This is a genomic window from Massilia sp. LXY-5 (genome assembly GCF_059801075.1).
Window position 1 is genome coordinate 149,367 of the sequence record NZ_JBNNEH010000005.1, and the last position, 19,611, is coordinate 168,977.

The following is a 19,611-nucleotide window of genomic DNA, read 5'->3' on the forward strand; positions in this document are numbered from 1 at the left end:
AGATGGGGGCGCAAATGGAGAAGGCAAGATGGCTTGGAGGGCGGAAGCGCAGCCGTACACCGGATCGCGCTGTTCGGTGTTAGTCTGTGAAAGAGCGCCACCTGGGCGAAGGGCAAGCAGGAGGTATCGATGACCGTAAAAGTCTACCGCTACGCGCAATACGCATTCGACCATGACGAAAACTTGTCGCACGGCTACGCGACGATGGGGTATATCGTCCTTAACAAGCTCACAGCGATACCGGACAGCGAAATGGACGTCGATCCGGCGCACGTCGACGAAGAGGGGCGCTACCTGGGACTGAACGGCAGTCGTCCGGCCTGAAAAGCGGCCGGACAAGGTTCGCGGTGACGCGACGATGCTCACCTGCCTGATCACCTGCGTGATCGCCTGCGCGAACGAAGATCCGCCCGGACGCGTGCCACTGCCCGCATCCTGTTACGATGTCCCTTCCACCAGGAGACGCGCCATGGACCGAGTGGGCACCTACCGCGGTTACGATATTGCAGTCAGCCTGCACTCGGACGGGCGACCGAAGACGCCGAAATGGCATTCCTCCATCCAGATCAGTCCTATCGGCAGGGCGGCGACAGAACCATGCTTTACCACCGAGCCATCGTACGGCACGGTGAGCGAAGCGAGGAACCGGGCCATTCGCATCGCCCGGTTTGTCATCGATGAGCGTCCAAATGCCGCGCCGATCGGCGACGACGATTTGTTGGACGAATAGCGCAGCTGAGGGCCGAAGCCGGTCCTTCGCCAGGCGGTGACGACCCTCCAGTCCCCTCAGCCCGCCGCTTCCTCGATCACCCCCGCCTCCACGAACCCATCGATCTCCGCATCGCCGTACCCATACTCGCGCAACAGTTCGCGCGAATGCTCGCCCAGCATCGGCGCCGGCCGGTCGATGCGCGTCGCCGTCTTCGAGAAATGAATGGGGCAGCCGAGCGCGCGGGTCGGTCCGGCCTGCGGGTGCACCAGGTCCACCACCATCTCGCGCGCCAGCGTTTGCGGGTGCGTGAGCGCCTCGGCGATCGTGTGCACCGGGCCCACGGGCACGCCCGCTTCGTCGAGGAGGGCGATCCACTGCGCCCTGGTGCGGGTCGCGACGATCTCGCTCATCATCGAGACCAGCGCTTCGCGGTTTTCCATGCGCTGCGTGTTGGTCGCAAAGCGCGGATCTTCGCGCCATTCCGGGCGCCCCAGCGCGACCGCGATGCGCTCCCAGTTGCCCTGGTTCGCGCCGCCGATGTTGATCCAGCCGTCGCTGGCTTTGAAGGCCTGGTAGGGCGCGGTGAGCAGGTGGGCGGAGCCGGTCGGGCCCGAGGATTCTCCGGTCGCGAAATAGATGGCCGCCTGCCAGTAGGTCTGCTGCAGGGCGGCCTCGATCAGCGAGGTGTCGACGATTTGCCCTTCGCCGGTTTTCAGCTTGTGGACGTAGGCGGCGGTGATGCCGGCCATCGCGAGGATACCGGCGTTGGTATCGGCGATCGAGTTGCCGGTCTTGACCGGCGGTCCGCCCGGCTCGCCCGTGACCGACATCAATCCGGAAAAGCCCTGTGCGATGAGGTCGAAGCCCGGCTTGTCGGCGTCGGGACCGTTGCGGCCGTAGCCGGACACGGCGCAGTAGATCAGGCCCGGGTTCACCTTGCTCAATACGTCGTAGCCGAGTCCCAGTTTTTCGAGGGTGCCGCGGCGGTAGTTCTCCGTCAGGACGTCGGCTTCCTTCACCATGCGCAGCAGGATGTCGCGGCCCTGCTCGAGTTTCAGGTTGAGGGCGATGCCGCGCTTGTTGCGGTTCAGGATCATGAAGGGCGCCGAGACGCCGTTCACGCGCGGCTCGCGGTAGGCGCGGGCGTCGTCGCCGCCCGGCAGCTTCTCGACCTTGATGACGTCGGCGCCCATGTCGGCCAGCATCATGCCGCAGGTCGGCCCCGCCATGATCTGCGCCAGTTCGAGCACGCGCATGCCGGCCAGGGGACCGGTGTGTGTTGGTTTGGTCGTCATGCTCCGGTCCATTGAGGGCGCTGTTTGTCGAGGAAGGCGTTCACGCCGATCTTGAAGTCGCTGCTGCCGTAGGCGGCGCGGATCAGGTCTTCGCCGTCGGGCAGGCCCGCATTGACGAGGCGGCGGATGGCTTCCTTCGACACCCGCATCGTGACCGGCGCATGGCCGGCGAGGCGCTTGCACATGCCGGCAACTTCGGCGTCCAGAGCGTCCGGCTCGGCCACCCTGGTGACGAAACCGCTGGCCTGCGCCTCGGCGGCGCTGATGGTCTCGGCCAGCAGCAGCAGGCGCTTCGCGGTCGGCACGCCCACCGCGGCGACGACCCGCGCCGTGTTCTTCATCGACAGGCAGTTGCCGAGCGTGCGCGCGATCGGCACCCCGAAGGCCGCGCTCGGGGTGGCGATGCGAAAGTCGCAGGCGGCGCTGAGCGCCAGGCCGCCGCCGATCGCCCAGCCTTCGACGATGGCGATGGTCGGCATCGGCAGGCTTTCGACCTGGCCCACGCGCTCGTCGATGGCCTGTTCGTAGGCGATGCCGTCGTCTCCGCCTTTGAAGGTGGAGAACTGTTCGATGTCGGTGCCGGCGACAAAGGCTTCGCCGCCGGCGCCGCGAATCGTCGTTACCCGGATCGACGGGTCGCCCGCGATCCGCGTACAGATGCTCCCCAGTTCTTCGTACATCGCCCAGGTCATTGCGTTGCGCGCCTGCGGGCGGTCGATCAGGATGGCTGCCACGCCGTCCTTGATCGTCAGGTGTACTCTGCCATTCTGCTCGGTCATGATGTCCTTTCAGGTGTAGGGTGGGCACGGGGCGCCCACCCTACGGATTACGCCTTCAATGAGCGCGCGAGCACGCGCGCCACGTGGACGGCTTCGCGCTGGGCGCCGTCGGCGATCTGGTGGCGGCAGCTGGTGCCGTCGGCCACGAGCACGGTGTCGGCGCCGGCGGCGCGCACCGCCGGCAGCAGGGACAGCTCGGCCATCTGCATCGACACGGCGTAGTGTTTCGCTTCATAGCCGAAGCTGCCCGCCATGCCGCAGCAGCTCGATTCGATCAGTTCCACCTTCAGGCCCGGGATCAGTCCCAGCACCGTCTGCACCGGCCGCACGGCGTCGAAGGCCTTCTGGTGGCAGTGGCCATGGAGCAGGGCGCGCGCTTCCGGCAGCGCCTTGAGGTCCAGCTTGAGCTTGCCGGCCGCGTGCTCGCGCGCCAGGAATTCCTCGAACAGCAGTGCCTGCGCGGCCAGTGCTTCGGCATCCGCGCCCAGCCCCATCACCAGGAATTCGTCGCGCAGCGTCAGCAGGCAGGACGGCTCCAGCCCGACCACGGGCACAGCGCGCGCCACGAAGGGGCGCAGCGCCTCGACCACGCGGCGTGCTTCGGCCCTGGCTTCGTCGACCAGTCCGCTGGCCAGGTAAGTGCGCCCGCAGCACAGGGGACGTGCGGGTTCGGCGTCACGGGAAGCCGGCCGCGCCACGTGCACCTTGTAGCCGGCCGCCTGCAGCACCTGCAGCGCGGCCATGGCGTTCTCGCTCTCGAAATAATTATTGAAGGTGTCGGCGAACAGGACGACGTCGGCCTGCTCCGGCGCCAACGCAGGCGCCTGGACGCGGGCCATGAAGGTGTCGCTGCGCCAGGTCGGCAGCGAACGCCTGGCCGAGAAGCCGAACAGCTTCTCGGACAAGCCGGCAGCACCCGGCACCGTATCGCGCAGGTTGGCCAGCCAGGGCAGGCGCGCCGCCCACGGCGCCCAGCGCGGCAGGTTGGCGATCAGCTTGTCCTTGCGCGACAGGCCGTGCTTCTTCTGGTAGTGGTAGAGGAATTCGGTCTTCATGCGCGCCATGTCGACTCCCGTCGGGCAGTCGCGCTTGCAGCCCTTGCAGCTGACGCAGAGGTCGAGCGTCTCGCGCATCGCCTCGGAGGTAAAACCGTCTTCGCCCAGCTGGCCGGACAGGGCCAGGCGCAGGGTGTTGGCGCGCCCGCGCGTCAGGTGCTGCTCGTCTTTCGTCACGCGGTAGCTCGGGCACATGGTGCCGGCGTCGAACTTGCGGCAATGGCCATTGTTGTTGCACATGTCGACCGCCTTGGCGAAGCCGCCGGCCGGGTCGCCGCCGGCGCCGGGCGCCGTGCTTTCTTCCGTCACCGGATCGACCTGCACGTTCCAGGCCGACCAGTCGAGCGCCGTCGTCAAGGCCGCCGGCTGGTAGCCCGGCTTGTAGCGGAACAGGGATTTGTCGTCCATGCGCGTGGTACGGACGATCTTCCCGGGATTCATCAGGCCGGACGGATCGAACAGCTGCTTGATCTCCTCGAACGCGCGCATCAGGCGCGGGCCGAACTGCCAGGCCACCCATTCGCTGCGCACCAGGCCGTCGCCGTGTTCGCCCGAGAAGGCGCCCTTGTACTTGCGCACCAGCGCGCCCGCTTCCTCGGCAATCGCCCGCATCTTTTCGGCGCCGCCGCGGCGCAGGTCCAGGATCGGCCGCACGTGCAGGGTGCCGACCGAGGCGTGGGCGTACCAGGTGCCGCGGGTGCCGTAGCGTGCGAAGACTTCGGTCAGGCTGCTGGTGTACTCGGCCAGGTGCTCGAGCGGCACGGCGCAGTCTTCGATGAAGGAGACCGGCTTGCCGTCGCCGCGCATGCTCATCATGATGTTCAGGCCGGCCTTGCGCACTTCCCACAGCGCCTTCTGGGCGCCGGCGTCGACCATTTCGACCACGCTGCCGGGCAGTCCCAGCTCGGCCATCAGGCTCACCAGCCGGGCCAGGCCGGCGCGTTGTTCGTCCATCGATTCGCCGGCGAATTCCACCAGCAGGATCGCATCGGGCGCGCCGATCAGGGCTTTTTCGATCACCGGGCGGAAGGCCGGGTTGTCGCGCGCCAGCTCGATCATGGTGCGGTCGACCAGCTCCACCGCCACCGGGGCGAGCTTGACGATGTGCTGCGTCATTTCCATCGACTGGTGGAAGGTCGGGAAGTTGACGACGCCGAGCGTTTTATGTTTCGGCAGCGGCTGCACCTTGAGCACGATGCGGCGGGTGGTCGCCAGCGTACCCTCGCTGCCGACCAGCAGGTGGGCCAGGTTGACGCTGCCGTCCTGGGTATAGGGCCGTTCGCTCTGCGGGTGCCAGATGTCGATGTTGTAGCCGCCGACGCGGCGCATCACCTTCGGCACCATGCGCGCGATTTCCTCATGTTCGCGGGCGGCGATGGCGCGCAGGCCGGCCATCAGTTCGCGTACGCGCGGCGGCGCATCGCCCATCGCCCGTTCGTCCTGGAAGCGGGCTTCGGTGCCGTCCGACAGGATGGCATCGATCGCCACCACGTTGTGCACCATGTTGCCGTAGGCGAGGGAGCGCGAGCCGCAGGAATTGTTGCCGGCCATGCCGCCGAGCGTGCACTGGGCCGCCGTGCTGACGTCGACCGGGAACCAGACGCCGTGCGGCTTCAGCCAGGCGTTCAGGTGGTCGAGCACGATCCCCGGCTGCACCGTCACCGTCATCGCGGCCGGGTCGAATTCGAGCACCTGGTTGAGGTATTTGCTGTTATCGATGACCAGCGCTTCGCCCACGGTCTGGCCGCACTGGCTGGTGCCGGCGCCGCGCGGCAGGATGGGCACGCCCATCTCGCGCGCGATGGCGATCGCCAGCTCGACGTCGCGCTCGGTGCGCGGCACGAACACCCCGACCGGATCCACTTGGTAGATCGAGGCGTCGGTGGAGTAGCGGCCGCGCGAGGCGGCGTCGAACAGGACTTCGCCCCCCGTTTCGGCCGCCAGCCGCCTTGCCAGTCCTTGCCCATTCATTCGGGAAGCGAGTTGTTCGCTCAGCTTGATCGGTGCGGCGGCGGGTGCGTTCATGGGGCTAGGCCTTTTGGGTGGCTTCGTATGCGCGCAGGTCGGACACGACCGTGAAGCGCTTGGACTGGAGGTGATGTTCAAGGATGGCGCGCAGGGCAGGGCCGTCGCGCCGCTCGAGGGCGTCGAGCATGATGCCGTGCTCCTTCATCGCCGCATCCCACTTGTCCTGGTTGAAGTTGGAACGGAAGCGCAGGTTCTGGATGCGCGCGTTCAGGTGCAGGTAAGTGGTGGTCAGCACCGCATTGCGGGCCGCGGCGTTGATGCGGTCATGGATTTCGTGGTTGATCTTGTAGTAGGTCGCCAGGTCGCGCCGCGCATGCGCCGCCTGCATCTCGTAATGCAGTGCGCGGATCTCGACGACTTCGGCATCGGTGATGCGTTCGCAGGCCAGTTGGCCGGACAGCGCCTCGAGCGCGCCGAGCACCTCGAAGGTCTGCTCGATGTCGGCCATCGACATTTCGGCCACCTGGGCGCCGCGGTTGGGAAGAAGTTCGATCAGGCCTTCGCCGGCCAGGACCTTGAACGCTTCGCGCAGCGGCGTGCGCGAGACCATCAGCTGTTCGCACAGCACCCGTTCGTTGAGGCGGGTGCCCGGCGCCAGGGTGCCCTCGATGATCATGTCGCGCAGGCGTACCGTGACGGCGGAAGCGAGACCCTGGCGGTCGATGACCGCCGGACGGGCTGGGGGTGGGAGTAGTGGTTCGTGAATCATGAAATATATTGTATACGATTTTTCGAGCGTCAAATGATTCTTTCGACACCGGCCGCCCCGGCTGCCAGGCTCGCCACGCCTTGCGCATCGACTATAGAGTAGCGGAAAAGACTGCGATTGCCGCGCTGCGGCGCAACACGATATTTTCTTGACACTGCCGCGTTTAAGTATATTGTATGCAAAGTTGCTCGTCGCTCGAATATCTCTGACTGCGTTGGCCCTTCTCTAGGAGTTGCAATGTTGAAGCTGAATTCCCACCCGTCCGGACGGCATTTCCTGCAGATCCCCGGCCCGACCAATGTCCCCGACCGCATCCTGCGTGCCATGGACTATCCCACCATCGACCACCGCGGTCCCGAGTTCCAGCAGCTGGGCAAGAAAATCCTGGGCGAGATCGGCCAGATCTTCGGGACGACGCAGCCGGTGGTGATCTATCCGGCCTCCGGCACCGGCGCCTGGGAAGCGGCGCTGGTCAACACGCTCTCGCCAGGCGACACGGTACTGATGTACGAGACCGGTCACTTCGCCACTCTGTGGAAGAAGCTGGCCGAGCGGCTCTCCCTGAAACCCGAATTCATCGGCGACGACTGGCGCCGCGGCGCCGACGCCGCCCGCATCGAAGCGCGCCTGCTGGAAGACACCGCGCACCAGATCAAGGCCGTCTGCGTGGTGCACAACGAAACCTCGACCGGCGTCACCTCCGATATCGCCGCAGTGCGGCGCGCCATCGACAAGGCCGGCCACCCGGCGCTGCTGCTGGTCGACACGATCTCTTCGCTCGGCTCGCTCGACTACCGCCACGACGAATGGGGCGTGGACGTCACCGTGGCCGGCTCGCAGAAGGGCCTGATGCTGCCGCCCGGCCTGTCCTTCAATGCGGTGTCGCAAAAGGCAATTGCCGCTTCGCGGACGGCGAAGCTGCCGCGCGCTTTCTGGGCCTGGGACGAGATCATCGAAGCCAACAAGAACGGCTTCTGGCCCTACACCCCGGCGACCAACCTGCTGTATGGCCTGTCGGAAGCCTGCGACATGCTGCTGGAAGAGGGCATGCAGAACGTGTTCGCGCGCCACCAGCGCCATGCCGAGGCGACCCGCCAGTGCGTGCGTGCCTGGGGCCTGGAGATCCTGTGCCAGAACCCGGCTGAATACAGCGGCGTGCTGACGGCGGTGGTCATGCCGAATGGCGCGAACGGCGAACGCCACAACGCCGACGCGTTGCGCAAGCTGATCCTGACGAATTTCAATATGTCGCTGGGCCAGGGCCTCTCCAAGCTGAGCGGTTGGGTGTTCCGCATCGGACACCTGGGCGATTTCAACGACCTGACGCTGATGGGCACCCTGGCCGGGGTCGAGATGGGCCTGGCGCTGGCCGGCGTGCCGCACCAGGCCGGCGGGGTGGCCGCGGCGATGCGCTCGCTGCGGGAATCGCTGCCTGGCCCGAAGCTGCAGCAGGCGGCATAGCACCCGGCATTCGCGCTGCGGCGCGACTCACCTCTGGAACAACACTAAAAACAAGGGCCACGGCCCGGACAGGAGACGGTTCATGAACAGCCTCACCCCGAATTTTAAGCTCAAGCATGCTCTCGCAATCGCAGCTCTGACGGCCGGCATGGCGCACGGCGCCATGGCCAAGGACTGGGAACCCACCAAGTCGATCGAGTTCATCGTGCCCTTCGGCGCTGGCGGCGCCACCGACAACATGGCGCGCGCCATCCAGGGAATCATCGCCAAGCATAAACTGGTCAGCCAGCCGATCGTGGTGCAGAACAAGGCGGGCGCCGGCGGCGCCGAAGGCCTGCTCGACATCAAGAGCACGCCGGGCGACGCCCACCGGCTCGTCGTGTCGTCCTCCGGTCTGTACACGGTGCCGCTGGCAACCGGCCTCGATTTCAACTGGCGCGATCTGACGCCGGTGGCGATGGTGGCGCAGGACGAATTCGTTTTCTGGGTGAACAGCGAAACCCCCTACAAGACGCCGCTCGAGTACCTGGCGGCGGTGAAAAAGGAACCGTCGAAATTCAAGATGGGCGGCACCAGCTCCAAGCGCGAAGACCACATCATCACCGCCCTGGTCGAGAAGGCGGCGGGCGTCAAGTTCGTGTACATCCCGTACAAGGGCGGCGGCGAGGCGGCCACCCAGCTCTCGGGCAAGCATATCGACTCGAACCCGAACAATCCGTCCGAATCGATCGCGCAATGGCGCGCCGGCCAGCACCGCGCCCTGTGCCTGTTCGCCGACAAGCGCAGCGCCTATACCGAAAAGGTGACCGATACCCAGAGCTGGGCCGACATCCCGACCTGCAAGGAAAAGGGCCTCGACGTGCAGTACCAGATGCTGCGTGTCTTCATGTTGCCGGGCAAGGTCGCGCCGGAGGTGACCAAGTACTACACCGACCTGATGATGAAGGTGGTCGCCACCCCTGAGTGGAAAGAGTACGTGACGAAGAACGCCCTGAAGTCGACCGTCATGGTGGGCGACCAGCTGCGTGCCTACCTGGGCAAGGACGAACAGAACCACCGCCAGATCATGAAGGCGGCCGGTTTCATGGCACCGTAAGGGACGCGTCATGAACTCCCAGGAAGACATCGACGGCAGCGTCGCGCCATCGGCGGCCGTCATCACCAGGCGGACCGCGGAAATCGTGGTCGGCATCGTGGTCGCCGCGTTCGCGCTGCTGGCCATCGTCAGCAACTACAAGCTCGGCGCCGGCTGGGCGGACGACGGCCCGCAGCCCGGCTACTTCCCGATGCGCATGGGGATCGCCATTTTCCTCGCCAGTCTCGTGGTGCTGGTCCAGGCGCTGCGCAAGAACGACCGCTCGGCATTCCTCGAGCAGGCCCAGGCCAAGCTGGTGGCGATCGTGCTGCTGCCGCTGATCGTCTACATCGCGGCGGTCCAGTTCATCGGCATCTACGTGGCCTCGGCGCTGTTCATCGGCATCTTCATGTGCCTCGTCGGCAAGTTCAGCTGGTACCGGTCGACCCTCACGGGTGTGATCGTCAGCCTGATCCTGTTCTGGATTTTTGAAATCATGTTCACGGTGCCGCTGCCCAAGGGCCCGCTCGAACAGTTGTTCGGTTACTGATCGGATATCACATGGATGACTTCAACGCGCTGCTCAACGGTTTTGCGACCGTCCTGTCGTGGCATAACGGCGGGCTGATGATCGTCGGCATCCTGCTCGGGATCGTCGTCGGGGTGCTGCCCGGGCTCGGCGGCCCGAACGGCGTGGCGATCCTGCTGCCGCTGACGTTTACGATGAACCCGACTTCGGCGATCATCCTGCTGTCCTGCATTTACTGGGGCGCGCTCTTCGGCGGCGCCATCACCTCGATCCTGTTCAATATTCCGGGCGAGGCCTGGTCGGTGGCCACCACCTTCGACGGGTATCCGCTGGCGCAGCAGGGCAGGGCGGGCGAAGCGCTGACCAGCGCCTTTACCGGCTCCTTCATCGGGGCGCTCGTCGGCGTGCTGATGATCACCTTCCTGGCGCCGCTGGTGGCGAAATTCGCGCTGCGCTTCGGGCCGCCCGAATTCTTCGCGGTGTATTTCCTCACCTTCGCCAGCTTCATCGGCATGGGCAAGGAATCGAAGGCGAAGATCGTGATCGCCATGTGCATCGGCTTCGTGCTGGCGGCCGTCGGTCTCGATACCATCTCCGGCCAGCTGCGCATGACCTTCGGCGCCCCGCAGCTGCTGCGCGGCTTCGACTTCCTGGTGGCGGTGATCGGCCTGTTCGGCATCAGCGAAATCCTGATCACGATCGAGGAAGGGCTGGCCTTCCGCGGCAAGAACGGCAAGATCGACCTGAAGGTGGTGTTCAAGACCTGGGCCACGATGCCGCGCCACTTCGCCACCCTGCTGCGCTCGTCGGCGATCGGCTGCTGGATGGGCATCACGCCGGGCGGCGCCACGGCGGCCTCGTTCATGGGCTATGGCGTGGCCAAGAAATTTGCCCGCGACCAGGACAGCTTCGGCAAGGGCAATATCGCCGGCGTGCTGGCGCCGGAAACGGCGGCGCACGCTGCCGGCACCAGCGCCTTGCTGCCGATGCTGGCGCTGGGCATCCCGGGCTCGGCCACCGCCGCGGTGCTTCTGGGCGGCCTGATGATCTGGGGCCTGCAGCCGGGTCCGCTGCTCTTCGTCGAGCAGAAGGATTTTGTCTGGGGACTGATTGCCAGCATGTATCTCGGCAACCTGTCGGGCCTGATCATCGTGCTGGCGACGGTGCCGCTGTTCGCCGCGATCCTGCGCATTCCGTTCTCGATCATCGCCCCGGCGATCCTCGTGGTCTGCGCGATCGGCGCCTTCACGGTGCACAACGCCCAGTTCGACATCTGGCTGATGCTGGCCTTCGGCATCGTCGGCTACGTGTTCAAGAAACTCGACTACCCGCTGGCGCCGCTGGTGCTGGCCCTGGTGCTGGGCGACCGCGCCGAGGACGCGTTCCGCCAGAGCATGCTGGCCTCGCGCGGCGGGTTGGGGATTTTCTGGAGCAACGGGCTGGTCGGCACCATCATGACCCTCGCCGTGGCCGGGCTCGGCTGGTCGTTGCTGGGTTCGCTGCGCGAGCGCTTCTTTCCGCGCGCCGCCGTGACTGAATCGACGGGTAGCGGTGCGACCCAGCCGCAGGGCTAATGTAGGGTGGGCTCCGCCCACGCGGTGATACGTAACGGTTCCGATTTCGTGCTCGACGATCTCGCCGTCGTGTATCACCGCGTGGGCCGAGCCCACCCCACGCATTGCTGCTACCAGCTCGTCTCGCGCTCGGCCGTCGCGCTGATCTTGTGGATCGACAGGTCGGCGCCGTTGTACTCCTCTTCCGGATCGAGGCGGATGCCGACGGTCTTCTTCAGCAGCCCGTAAATGATCCAGCCGGACGCGGACGCGATTCCGATGCCCATCAGCGTGCCGAGCAGCTGCGCGAAAAAGGACACGCCGCCCAGGCCGCCGAACGCGTGCTGGCCGAAGATGCCGGCCGCAATGCCGCCCCAGGCGCCGCACAGGCCGTGCAAGGGCCACACGCCGAGCACGTCGTCGATCTTCCACTTGTTCTGTGTGAGCGTGAACATCCAGACAAAGACGCCGCCGGCGATGGCCCCCGTCACCAGCGCGCCCAGCGGATGCATCAGGTCCGAGCCGGCACAGATGGCGACCAGGCCGGCCAGCGGTCCGTTGTAGGCGAAGCCCGGGTCGTTCTTGCCGGCCAGGACGCCGGCCAGGGTGCCGCCCACCATCGCCATCAGTGAATTGAGCGCCACCAGCCCGTTGATCTTGTCCAGCGTCTGCGCGCTCATCACGTTGAAGCCGAACCAGCCTACCGCCAGCACCCAGGCGCCGAGTGCCAGGAAGGGAATGCTCGACGGCGGGTGGGCGGAAATCGCGCCGTTTTTCGAATAACGGCCGCGACGCGCGCCGAGCAGGATCACCGCCGGCAGCGCCACCCAGCCGCCGACCGCATGCACGACCACGGAGCCGGCGAAATCGTGGAACTCCGCGCCCAGCGCTCCCTTCAGCCAGGCCTGGATGCCGTAGTTATGGTTCCACACGATGCCTTCGAAGAAGGGATAAACGAAGCCGACCAGCAGGGCCGTGGCGACGAGCTGCGGGTGGAAGCGGGCGCGCTCGGCGATTCCGCCGGAAATGATGGCCGGGATGGCCGCCGCGAAGGTCAGCAGGAAGAAGAATTTCACGAGCTCGAAGCCGTTGCGCTGGCTGAGCGAGGCGGCGTCCGAAAAGAAGTCGACGCCATAGGCGATGGTGTAGCCGATGAAGAAATAGGCAATCGTCGAGACCGCGAAATCGACCAGGATCTTGACCAGCGCATTGACCTGGTTTTTCTTGCGCACCGTGCCAAGCTCGAGGAATGCGAAGCCGGCGTGCATGGCCAGGATCAGGATTGCGCCGAGGAGAACGAACAGGGTGTCGGCGCCGTGTTTGGGTGCATCCATCCGAAAAACTTTCTAAAAAAGTGCATGGTTGAGACGTAAGCGTGTTTCTAAGCAAGTTCCGGGCCGCCTGCCGCACCATGCCAAGTCCTTGATTTGACAAGGGAGTCGGCCTGGACTGAACATCATGCACTGGAATCGTGCGTTGGCCGCACCATATTGGACAGAAAGCCGCACCAGTTGTCGCACCAATAATGAGCGTACTGCGGCTTTGCAACAGAGACGGGCAAAACACCTTCAACATCGGTTTTGCATGGGCCGCTTGCTCTACAATGTTGAAGTAATGACGCGCGGCAAGCGTCCGCTCACGCAGTCAATCGCCCAGGAAAACGGAACACGATGCTTCATCCGCAAAAAAGTCGGCAGCGCAAGGTATGTGTGGTGGCCAGCCTCATGCTGGCGTTGGCCGCGCCCACGCTCGCGGCCGCATCGGGACCTGCCAGCGTCTATATCGAAGACCTGACTTCGCCCGAGCTGCGCGACCGCATCGCGGCCGGTGCCACCACGGTGCTGGTGCCGATCGGCGGCACCGAACAAAGCGGTCCGCATATCGCCCTCGGCAAGCACAATGTGCGCGCCCGGGTGCTGGCAGGCCGCATCGCCCAGGGTCTCGGCAATACGCTGGTGGCGCCGACCATTGCCTACGTGCCCGAGGGGGCGATCACGCCGCCGGCCGGCCACATGCGCTTTGCCGGCACGATCTCGATACCCGACGCTGCCTTCGAGTCGGTGCTGGAAGCGACGGCGCGCAGCTTCTGCCAGCATGGGGTGCGCGACGTATTCTTCCTCGGCGACCACGGCGGTTACCAGAAAAACGAAGAAAAGGCCGCGGCACGCGTCAACCGCGCGCCATCTTGCCGCGTTCACGCCTTGCTCGACTATTACCGGGCAACGCAGAGCAGTTATGTGGCCGAGCTGAAGCGGCGCGGCCATGGCGATGCCGAAATCGGCATGCACGCCGGGCTGGCCGATACGGCCCTGTCGCTGGCAATCGATCCGGCGCTGGTGCGCCAGGACGCACTCGCGGCCGGCGCAAAGGCAGGCAAGGCAGGCGGCGTCGACGGCGATCCGCGCCGGGCGACGGCCGAACTGGGCCGGCTCGGCGTCGACCGCATCGTGTCCGCTTCGGTCGCCGCCATCCGCGCCAGTCTGCAAGAACACCCAATCCAGAACCCATCCAGGCAACCGTAAAGAACTCCATCGTGCCATCGAAAAAAGTAGTCGTCGCCGCCGTCCTTGCCGCCGCCATCGCCGCCGGCGCCTTCAGTGTCCTCCGTGTGCGGGACGTCGCGCCTCCCGTCGCCGCTGTCAAAAAAACGCCCGTCGTCACGGAGGCGGGCATGCCGCCGGTTGTCGATTCGCTCAACCTGTACAGTGAAATCGGCTCGACCCACCTGAGCGCAGCGGTCAGCAAGGACCTCGAGCGCGTCTACGTGCCGAACCTGCGCTCGAACGATGTCAGCGTGATCGATCCGGCAACGATGAAGGTGGTCGACCGCTTCAAGGTCGGCATCAGTCCCCAGCACGTGATCCCGTCCTGGGACCTGCGCACGCTTTGGGTAGCGAATAACGCCGAGCGCAAGAACACCGGAAGCCTGACGCCGATCGACCCAGCCACCGGCAAGCCGGGTCCCGAGGTGGAGGTCGACGACCCCTACAACATGTACTTCACGCCCGACGGCAAGTCGGCCATCGTGGTCGCCGAGGCGCGCCGCCGGCTCGACTTCCGCAACCCGCACACGATGGCGATGCAGTACGCGATCGACGTGCCCCAGTGCGGCGGCATCAACCACGCTGAATTCTCGATCGACGGCCGCTACGCCATGTTCACCTGCGAATTCGACGGCTCGGTCGCCAAGATCGACCTCCCCAACCGCAAGGTGCTGGGCTACCTGAAGCTCAGCATGCCGGCCACGCGCGTGCGCGAAGGCTTCGATCCGCGCAACCCGGGCGCCAGCGAGATCTGCACGAGCAAGAAGGGCATGCCGCAGGACGTGCGCATCTCGCCCGACGGCAAGCGCTTCTATATCGCCGACATGATGGCCGACGGCGTCCACATCGTCGACGGCGCGAGCTTCACCAAGGTCGGCTTCATCCCGTCCGGTCCCGGCACCCACGGCCTGTATCCCAGCCGCGACGGCAAATTCCTCTACATCACCAACCGCGGCACCCACCGCATCCACGGCAAGCGCAAGGGCCCGGGCAGCGTCGACGTGCTGGAGTTCGCAAGCGAAAAGATCGTGGCCCACTGGGCGATTCCGAACGGCGGCAGTCCCGACATGGGGAACGTCAGCGCCGACGGCAAATGGCTGTGGCTGGCCGGACGCTTCGACGACGTCGTCTACCGCATGGACACCGCCAACGGCGACGTGCGCCAGGTAAAAGTCGGCGGCGAGCCGCACGGGCTGACGGTGTGGCCGCAGCCGGGGCGGTATTCGCTGGGGCATACGGGCAACCTGCGCTAGCGTGCGGGTCGGTCCTTCGGTCGGCGCTCAAATCTCCATCCATAACACGCGAACACCGGGATGAGAGTGCAAAGCGCCGCGCGCTACCAGGGAAAAATCACGTCCTGGAAGGATGAGCAGGGATTCGGGTTCATCACCCCGAACGGTGGCGGGCCGGCGGTGTTCGTCCACATCAAATCGTTCTCCGATCGCGGCCGCCGTCCGGCAGCCGGCAACTTGGTGAGCTATGAGCTGAGCGCAAACGAAAAAGGGCAGCCGCGGGCGAAGAACGTCGCTTTCGTAAGGGCAGGAGCACCGCGTCCGGCGACCGCCCGGACGCGTGGCAAGGCCTTGATCACGGCATGCTGTTTTCTCGTCCTGATGGCCATCGCTGTGATAGCGGGGAAACTGCCTGCTGCCGTGTTGGGTGCGTATCTCTGCGCGAGTGTCCTTACCTTCATCGCTTACGCGCTCGACAAATCCGCCGCGCAGACCAATCGGTGGCGAACCAGGGAAAGTACGCTGCATATGCTCTCATTGTTCGGAGGCTGGCCGGGCGCTCTCGTGGCGCAACAACTGCTCCGGCATAAGTCGAAGAAAGCATCCTTCCGCATGGCGTTCTGGCTGACTGTGCTTGTCAATTGCGGCGCGCTCGGCTGGTTTCTGTCTTCGTCCAGATTCGCGTGGTCGTACGCGGTTTGGTGAAGGCCGCTATCAAATATTCATATCAAACAAGTTTAAATTCGAGTGGGCCGGTTATCCCAACAAGTCGTCCTTGAGGCAAAATGCGCAGATTTTTGTTGATAGGTTGTCTATTCCTTGGTGTGATGCTCTCTGCTAGAGCTGAAAAGCCTCAGCTGTTATGTTTGCAATCAGAAAATACTCTTGACGAGTCGGAGTGCTTGAACCAGGAACTTCGTAAGGAGGACAAGATCCTCAGTGAGTACCTGGCGATTGCAGCGGGAAGAATAAGCAGAGAAAACAGTGGCAAGCCTCAGATCACCGCTTCGCAGGAGGCTTGGCTTAAATATCGTGACGCCCACTGTGGTGATGTGTACGCATACGAAGAGGGTGGAAGCTATCGATATCGTGCCGAACTGGAGTGCCGAATCGAAGCAACTCGTTCGCGAACGCACGCGATTTGGTCTGCATACATAAGGATGTTTGGTACAGACGTACCCGCGCTTCCTGAACCGGACTGGTATCAGAAAAAAACGTCCGGTTAGGGTCGGTTGGAGACATTTGTGACACTCCGCGAGACTTTTCGACTTGGCAAGATGCTATGCTGACCCGATCGTCTGCAATCGGCCAGAAGCGGACGCTTGCAAACGCGTGCTTTAAGCTCAGCTACACGACGGCGAACGACTGTAAGGAAGGGTAGTGATGACCAACGAACCAACACGCCGAATAATGACTTTGGTATAGGAAATTCAGCTTCTATACGTACGGCGACAACGGTATACGAGAGTGTGAATGCAGCAATTGAACAAGAATCCCATAGAGGTTAGAGGCAACTTGACTCAGCATACTGTGCCTGACCTGAATGCTTTTACGCCTGCTCAGCCAATACAGGGCGAGCTTATATAGCAAGATGTTGCAACCATGAAAAAATTAGAAAAGCACATTGTTATGTCCGCAACTCGGCTGGACGAGTTGCTTCTAGAAGCATCAAGGAGCGACGCAAACATTGCAGACTTTTATGAAACACAACTGCGTTCAATATTAATAGATTTAAAAATTGCGCAAAAAAAGCCGCCTAGCGACTTCTTAAATGGATACTGGTACTATTTTTCTCCGGAAGGACCATGGGGGCTATGGGAGAGAATTCCTTTGCTAGCCCAAGTAATGTCGGAACTTTTAAATTTGCTTGGATTGCAAAGCGACGAAGAATTCGAAGCCTATACCACGCGACATGGGCTTTCCTAGAGCAACCTTCGAGCCAGGCCAGCTGCATGATTGAGTCCGATGCGCATGAGCTGAGCCGACGCACCCAAAATTAGAACTCCTGACAAAACGCCTTTAGTTGCTCTCCGGGAATCAGCCGGGTAAACTGAGCCGTGTCAACCGTCCGCAACCGGCCAAGAGCGGTCGTTAACCATTTCAGCTTGAGGATGTTTATGTCGGGAAGTATTGAAGAGATTCGTCCGGTTTTCGAGCAACTGGCACGTCATATGTTCGACGTTGTGAACGGCGTACAGGATTGTAAGGAAATCAGAAGATCCGCTTTCGAACGGACAGAGCAGCTAAGCAAGCAACTAACTGCGCTGCTCAAGGGCCAAGAGCTGCTACCCCGATACATCTTGCTGCAGCTAAGTCAAGCCGCGAACATTCTTCAGAATGAGGCATCGTACATGCCGGCCACTCCAGACAAACAGGAGGCGCTCCGGATGGCAAACGCATTTCAGCTCACGTTGGATTTGATCCTGAGAGGCGAATGTCACGATGATCGCCGCCCTGGAATTCCTCGGATTATCTAAGGCATATCGCCGCGTTGTACGCGTCCGCTTTGGGTCGTAAGCAGACGATACAATAGGTCCGCAATCGGCCAGAAGCAGACGTTGTATTGAACCCAATCTCATGTGGACAGATGATGGCAGGTACGTACATTCGGAACACATTGCTATCACTGCTTTTTGCGTCGATCCTCGCTTGTTCATATGAAACGCGGCACGTTCAGTACACGCTTGCTGTGCGTTCAATGAACGAAGATGAGGCAGCCTTGATGAGGGTTGCAGTCAGAGATTTCGCGAACGCCAACGGCTTCTCGGCGTTGAGTGAGGCGGGCATAGCAGATTATTTGCGAGCAGGCGGAAGCTATGTGTATTCGTTCAAAAGCGCAGATGAATCGTATATATCTGTCATCAGTCTTGTGAACCCTGGCTGCTACGACATTGGCATTCATTCAAATGTGAGCGCGACAGCTGCCCAGGTATTAGGCGAACGCCTGAAGAAAATCTTGCGCTCGACGGTTTCGACTGAAGTTACTGCCGAGTCGACATGTAATACAAAGCACTGACGAATGAGTCTGCCGTGACAGTCAGCTTCGGGTCGTAAGTGGACGCTACAATAGGTCCGCAATCGGCCAGAAGCGGCCCTAAGAAGAACTCTTTAGAACAGTGCCATGGATGAGCCAAGTTTCAAGCCTGAGCAGTTCATACGTCGGTCCGGTACTGCCCAGGTTGATACCGAACTTCGCCGATGGTTGCGTTCGATACCTGTACCGCAGCGCATCGAGTTTATTAAAGAGCTGTATAGCCATAACTACAGATACGCGGTCGCACTTGTACGGTCTTCTCAGCTTCCAACCGACGAAGTCACTCAACTGCTGAAACACTGGCTGGTCTCATCTAGTCACAACGCCAGTCGCCTACTGATTGAAGGGCTTGTGCCTATGATGGGCGAAGCCGGGTTCTGGAAGATCACGGCGCAAGTCGAGGTGGCGCCTGCTATGGCTGAGTTCCTCAACTACTACGGCGCTGGGAAGCTGGACCAGTATCGAGCCGAAATCGCTTCCAAGGATTAGTTTCAGTGGACGACTTCGTGCTCGACAATTTCGAACGGCCGGAATGGGTCGTAAGCGGCCCTGCTGCCTCCACAGCACATTCGGATTATTCGGTTGGAGGCGTCCCGGACGGGCACCGCGACTGCGTGCTGTTCCTGATGGGCGTTCCCTGTCTTGGTGTACCAAGGCCGAAAGCCTGCACACCGAGATCCTGGCCACAGCGCGCCCCTTCACCCCCTCGCGCTTCATCAGACCCATTGATGAGTGCGTGCAAGACAGAAGCACCTAGGCAATTATCGGAGCAAAGCTAGTTACGCTGATTTGCGGCGGCGTGCGTTGAGGAGGCCTACAACCCCCAAGCCAAGTAGGGCTAGCGAACCAGGCTCTGGCACGTCGGTCGCAGCGTCTTTGATATCAATCTTCAGATCATCAAGTGCAATTGCCTGTCGGCTACCAAATGACGCCCAAGTCCATGTCGAGCTCACTCGCAGTTCATCAAAGCCAGTTGTATCTGCAAATTTGATAAGCCCGTTCGTCATTTCGATCTGGCCTCCGTCGATCGTTGCTCCATCCAAGTACGCTTGGAAGCGCAGATAGTTGATGTTTCTTGCCCATCCATTTCCCACAAGAAAACTAACAGCAGAGAAGACTTCTTTATTCGCGCCCTTGATCGTTACGTAAGAATAGGTACCAGAAGCGACGTAATGAAAATCAGAGTTGCGGTTGTCGTATCCGACAAATGGTGTGAAGGCGGCGTAGGAGTAAGACTCCCCATCACCGTTCACGATAATTCCGTCCTCCTGGTAGTTCACTAAGCTAGTCCAGCGCTCCAGATTTGTAAACGTGAGGCTCCTATCGGGATTAGTTACAGCCTCGCCTATGGTGTACATAGGAGAAGCGGTAGCAGACATGCATACGGAGAAGGCGGTCACAGAGATTACCGCCAAAAGTGTCTTTTTCACTGTATTCCTAGTCAAGTGGATTGATGCATCATATATTCTCTATAAGCAATATTCATGCCACTATGCATCTCTCCTATAGGAACTAGCAATTTTTTATCCACTTCATTTTTGGATGTAAGTTTTTCCGACAATAAATACATTGGTACCAAGCAGCTACCCACTAGGATAGCTAGCTA

General features: G+C 62.4%; 20 protein-coding genes. 14 read left to right on the forward strand and 6 right to left on the reverse strand.

Annotation, left to right across the window (positions count from 1 at the left end; genetic code table 11):
* The first annotated feature begins 129 nt into the window (after positions 1–129).
* Together ACI48I_RS15700 and ACI48I_RS15705 are read left to right on the forward strand one after the other, a co-directional pair.
* The gene (locus ACI48I_RS15700) at positions 130–324 is read left to right on the forward strand and encodes a hypothetical protein (RefSeq protein ID WP_193685679.1); all 195 of its coding nucleotides are present in this window, start codon (positions 130–132) and stop codon (positions 322–324) included.
* A 145-nt stretch (positions 325–469) separates the two neighbouring features.
* Positions 470–730, forward strand: a complete 261-nt coding sequence (locus tag ACI48I_RS15705) for a hypothetical protein (RefSeq protein ID WP_498574713.1) — start codon at positions 470–472, stop codon at positions 728–730.
* A gap of 56 nt (positions 731–786) precedes the next feature.
* On the opposite strand, the gene ACI48I_RS15710 is transcribed toward ACI48I_RS15705, so the two are convergent.
* The 4 genes from ACI48I_RS15710 to ACI48I_RS15725 are packed head-to-tail and all read right to left on the reverse strand — an operon-like array spanning position 787 to position 6,578.
* Entirely contained in the window at positions 787–2,007 is a 1,221-nt protein-coding gene (locus tag ACI48I_RS15710; RefSeq protein WP_498574714.1) for a CaiB/BaiF CoA transferase family protein, read from the reverse strand.
* On the reverse strand, positions 2,004–2,786 hold the full coding sequence (locus ACI48I_RS15715) for an enoyl-CoA hydratase/isomerase family protein (protein ID WP_498574715.1): 783 nt from the start codon (positions 2,784–2,786) through the stop codon (positions 2,004–2,006). The genes ACI48I_RS15710 and ACI48I_RS15715 overlap by 4 nt, the downstream gene beginning before the upstream one ends.
* 47 nt (positions 2,787–2,833) lie before the next feature.
* Positions 2,834–5,812: an FAD-binding and (Fe-S)-binding domain-containing protein gene (locus ACI48I_RS15720; RefSeq protein ID WP_498575035.1), complete on the reverse strand. Its 2,979-nt coding sequence runs from the start codon at positions 5,810–5,812 to the stop codon at positions 2,834–2,836.
* Positions 5,813–5,870: 58 nt separating this feature from the next.
* On the reverse strand, positions 5,871–6,578 hold the full coding sequence (locus ACI48I_RS15725) for a GntR family transcriptional regulator (protein WP_498574716.1): 708 nt from the start codon (positions 6,576–6,578) through the stop codon (positions 5,871–5,873).
* Positions 6,579–6,815: 237 nt separating this feature from the next.
* On the opposite strand from ACI48I_RS15725, the gene ACI48I_RS15730 reads away from it, so the two are divergent.
* The 4 genes from ACI48I_RS15730 (at position 6,816) to ACI48I_RS15745 (ending at position 11,217) form a co-directional block, all read left to right on the forward strand.
* Complete coding sequence (locus tag ACI48I_RS15730) at positions 6,816–8,039, forward strand: pyridoxal-phosphate-dependent aminotransferase family protein (protein ID WP_498574717.1); 1,224 nt, start codon at positions 6,816–6,818, stop codon at positions 8,037–8,039.
* A gap of 82 nt (positions 8,040–8,121) precedes the next feature.
* On the forward strand, positions 8,122–9,135 hold the full coding sequence (locus ACI48I_RS15735; protein WP_498574718.1) for a Bug family tripartite tricarboxylate transporter substrate binding protein: 1,014 nt from the start codon (positions 8,122–8,124) through the stop codon (positions 9,133–9,135).
* Between the two features lie 10 nt (positions 9,136–9,145).
* A complete protein-coding gene (locus ACI48I_RS15740) occupies positions 9,146–9,664 on the forward strand; it encodes a tripartite tricarboxylate transporter TctB family protein (RefSeq protein ID WP_498574719.1) in 519 nt (172 codons plus the stop codon).
* Between the two features lie 11 nt (positions 9,665–9,675).
* Positions 9,676–11,217, forward strand: a complete 1,542-nt coding sequence (locus tag ACI48I_RS15745) for a tripartite tricarboxylate transporter permease (RefSeq protein WP_498574720.1) — start codon at positions 9,676–9,678, stop codon at positions 11,215–11,217.
* Positions 11,218–11,327: 110 nt separating this feature from the next.
* On the opposite strand, the gene ACI48I_RS15750 is transcribed toward ACI48I_RS15745, so the two are convergent.
* Complete coding sequence (locus ACI48I_RS15750; RefSeq protein ID WP_498574721.1) at positions 11,328–12,530, reverse strand: ammonium transporter; 1,203 nt, start codon at positions 12,528–12,530, stop codon at positions 11,328–11,330.
* Between the two features lie 390 nt (positions 12,531–12,920).
* Here ACI48I_RS15750 and ACI48I_RS15755 point away from each other — a divergent pair, with 390 nt between their 5' ends.
* The 8 genes from ACI48I_RS15755 (at position 12,921) to ACI48I_RS15790 (ending at position 18,494) form a co-directional block, all read left to right on the forward strand.
* Positions 12,921–13,718 carry a creatininase family protein gene (locus ACI48I_RS15755; RefSeq protein WP_193689051.1) on the forward strand — a complete coding sequence of 266 codons (798 nt, stop codon included), beginning with the start codon at positions 12,921–12,923 and terminating at the stop codon, positions 13,716–13,718.
* An 11-nt stretch (positions 13,719–13,729) separates the two neighbouring features.
* A complete protein-coding gene (locus tag ACI48I_RS15760) occupies positions 13,730–14,992 on the forward strand; it encodes a YncE family protein (protein ID WP_193685689.1) in 1,263 nt (420 codons plus the stop codon).
* A 60-nt stretch (positions 14,993–15,052) separates the two neighbouring features.
* Positions 15,053–15,676: a DUF1294 domain-containing protein gene (locus ACI48I_RS15765; RefSeq protein ID WP_498574722.1), complete on the forward strand. Its 624-nt coding sequence runs from the start codon at positions 15,053–15,055 to the stop codon at positions 15,674–15,676.
* 122 nt (positions 15,677–15,798) lie between these two features.
* Positions 15,799–16,197, forward strand: coding sequence for a lysozyme inhibitor LprI family protein (locus ACI48I_RS15770; RefSeq protein WP_498575036.1), 399 nt, complete (start codon positions 15,799–15,801; stop codon positions 16,195–16,197).
* A 376-nt stretch (positions 16,198–16,573) separates the two neighbouring features.
* Positions 16,574–16,897 (forward strand): hypothetical protein, encoded by a 324-nt coding sequence (locus ACI48I_RS15775; RefSeq protein WP_498574723.1) that lies wholly within the window; start codon positions 16,574–16,576, stop codon positions 16,895–16,897.
* Between the two features lie 191 nt (positions 16,898–17,088).
* A complete protein-coding gene (locus ACI48I_RS15780) occupies positions 17,089–17,448 on the forward strand; it encodes a hypothetical protein (RefSeq protein ID WP_498574724.1) in 360 nt (119 codons plus the stop codon).
* Positions 17,449–17,669: 221 nt separating this feature from the next.
* Complete coding sequence (locus ACI48I_RS15785) at positions 17,670–17,987, forward strand: hypothetical protein (RefSeq protein ID WP_498574725.1); 318 nt, start codon at positions 17,670–17,672, stop codon at positions 17,985–17,987.
* 105 nt (positions 17,988–18,092) lie between these two features.
* Complete coding sequence (locus ACI48I_RS15790) at positions 18,093–18,494, forward strand: hypothetical protein (protein ID WP_498574726.1); 402 nt, start codon at positions 18,093–18,095, stop codon at positions 18,492–18,494.
* Positions 18,495–18,784: 290 nt separating this feature from the next.
* On the opposite strand, the gene ACI48I_RS15795 is transcribed toward ACI48I_RS15790, so the two are convergent.
* Positions 18,785–19,435, reverse strand: a complete 651-nt coding sequence (locus tag ACI48I_RS15795; RefSeq protein WP_498574727.1) for a PEP-CTERM sorting domain-containing protein — start codon at positions 19,433–19,435, stop codon at positions 18,785–18,787.
* Positions 19,436–19,611: the final 176 nt, after the last annotated feature.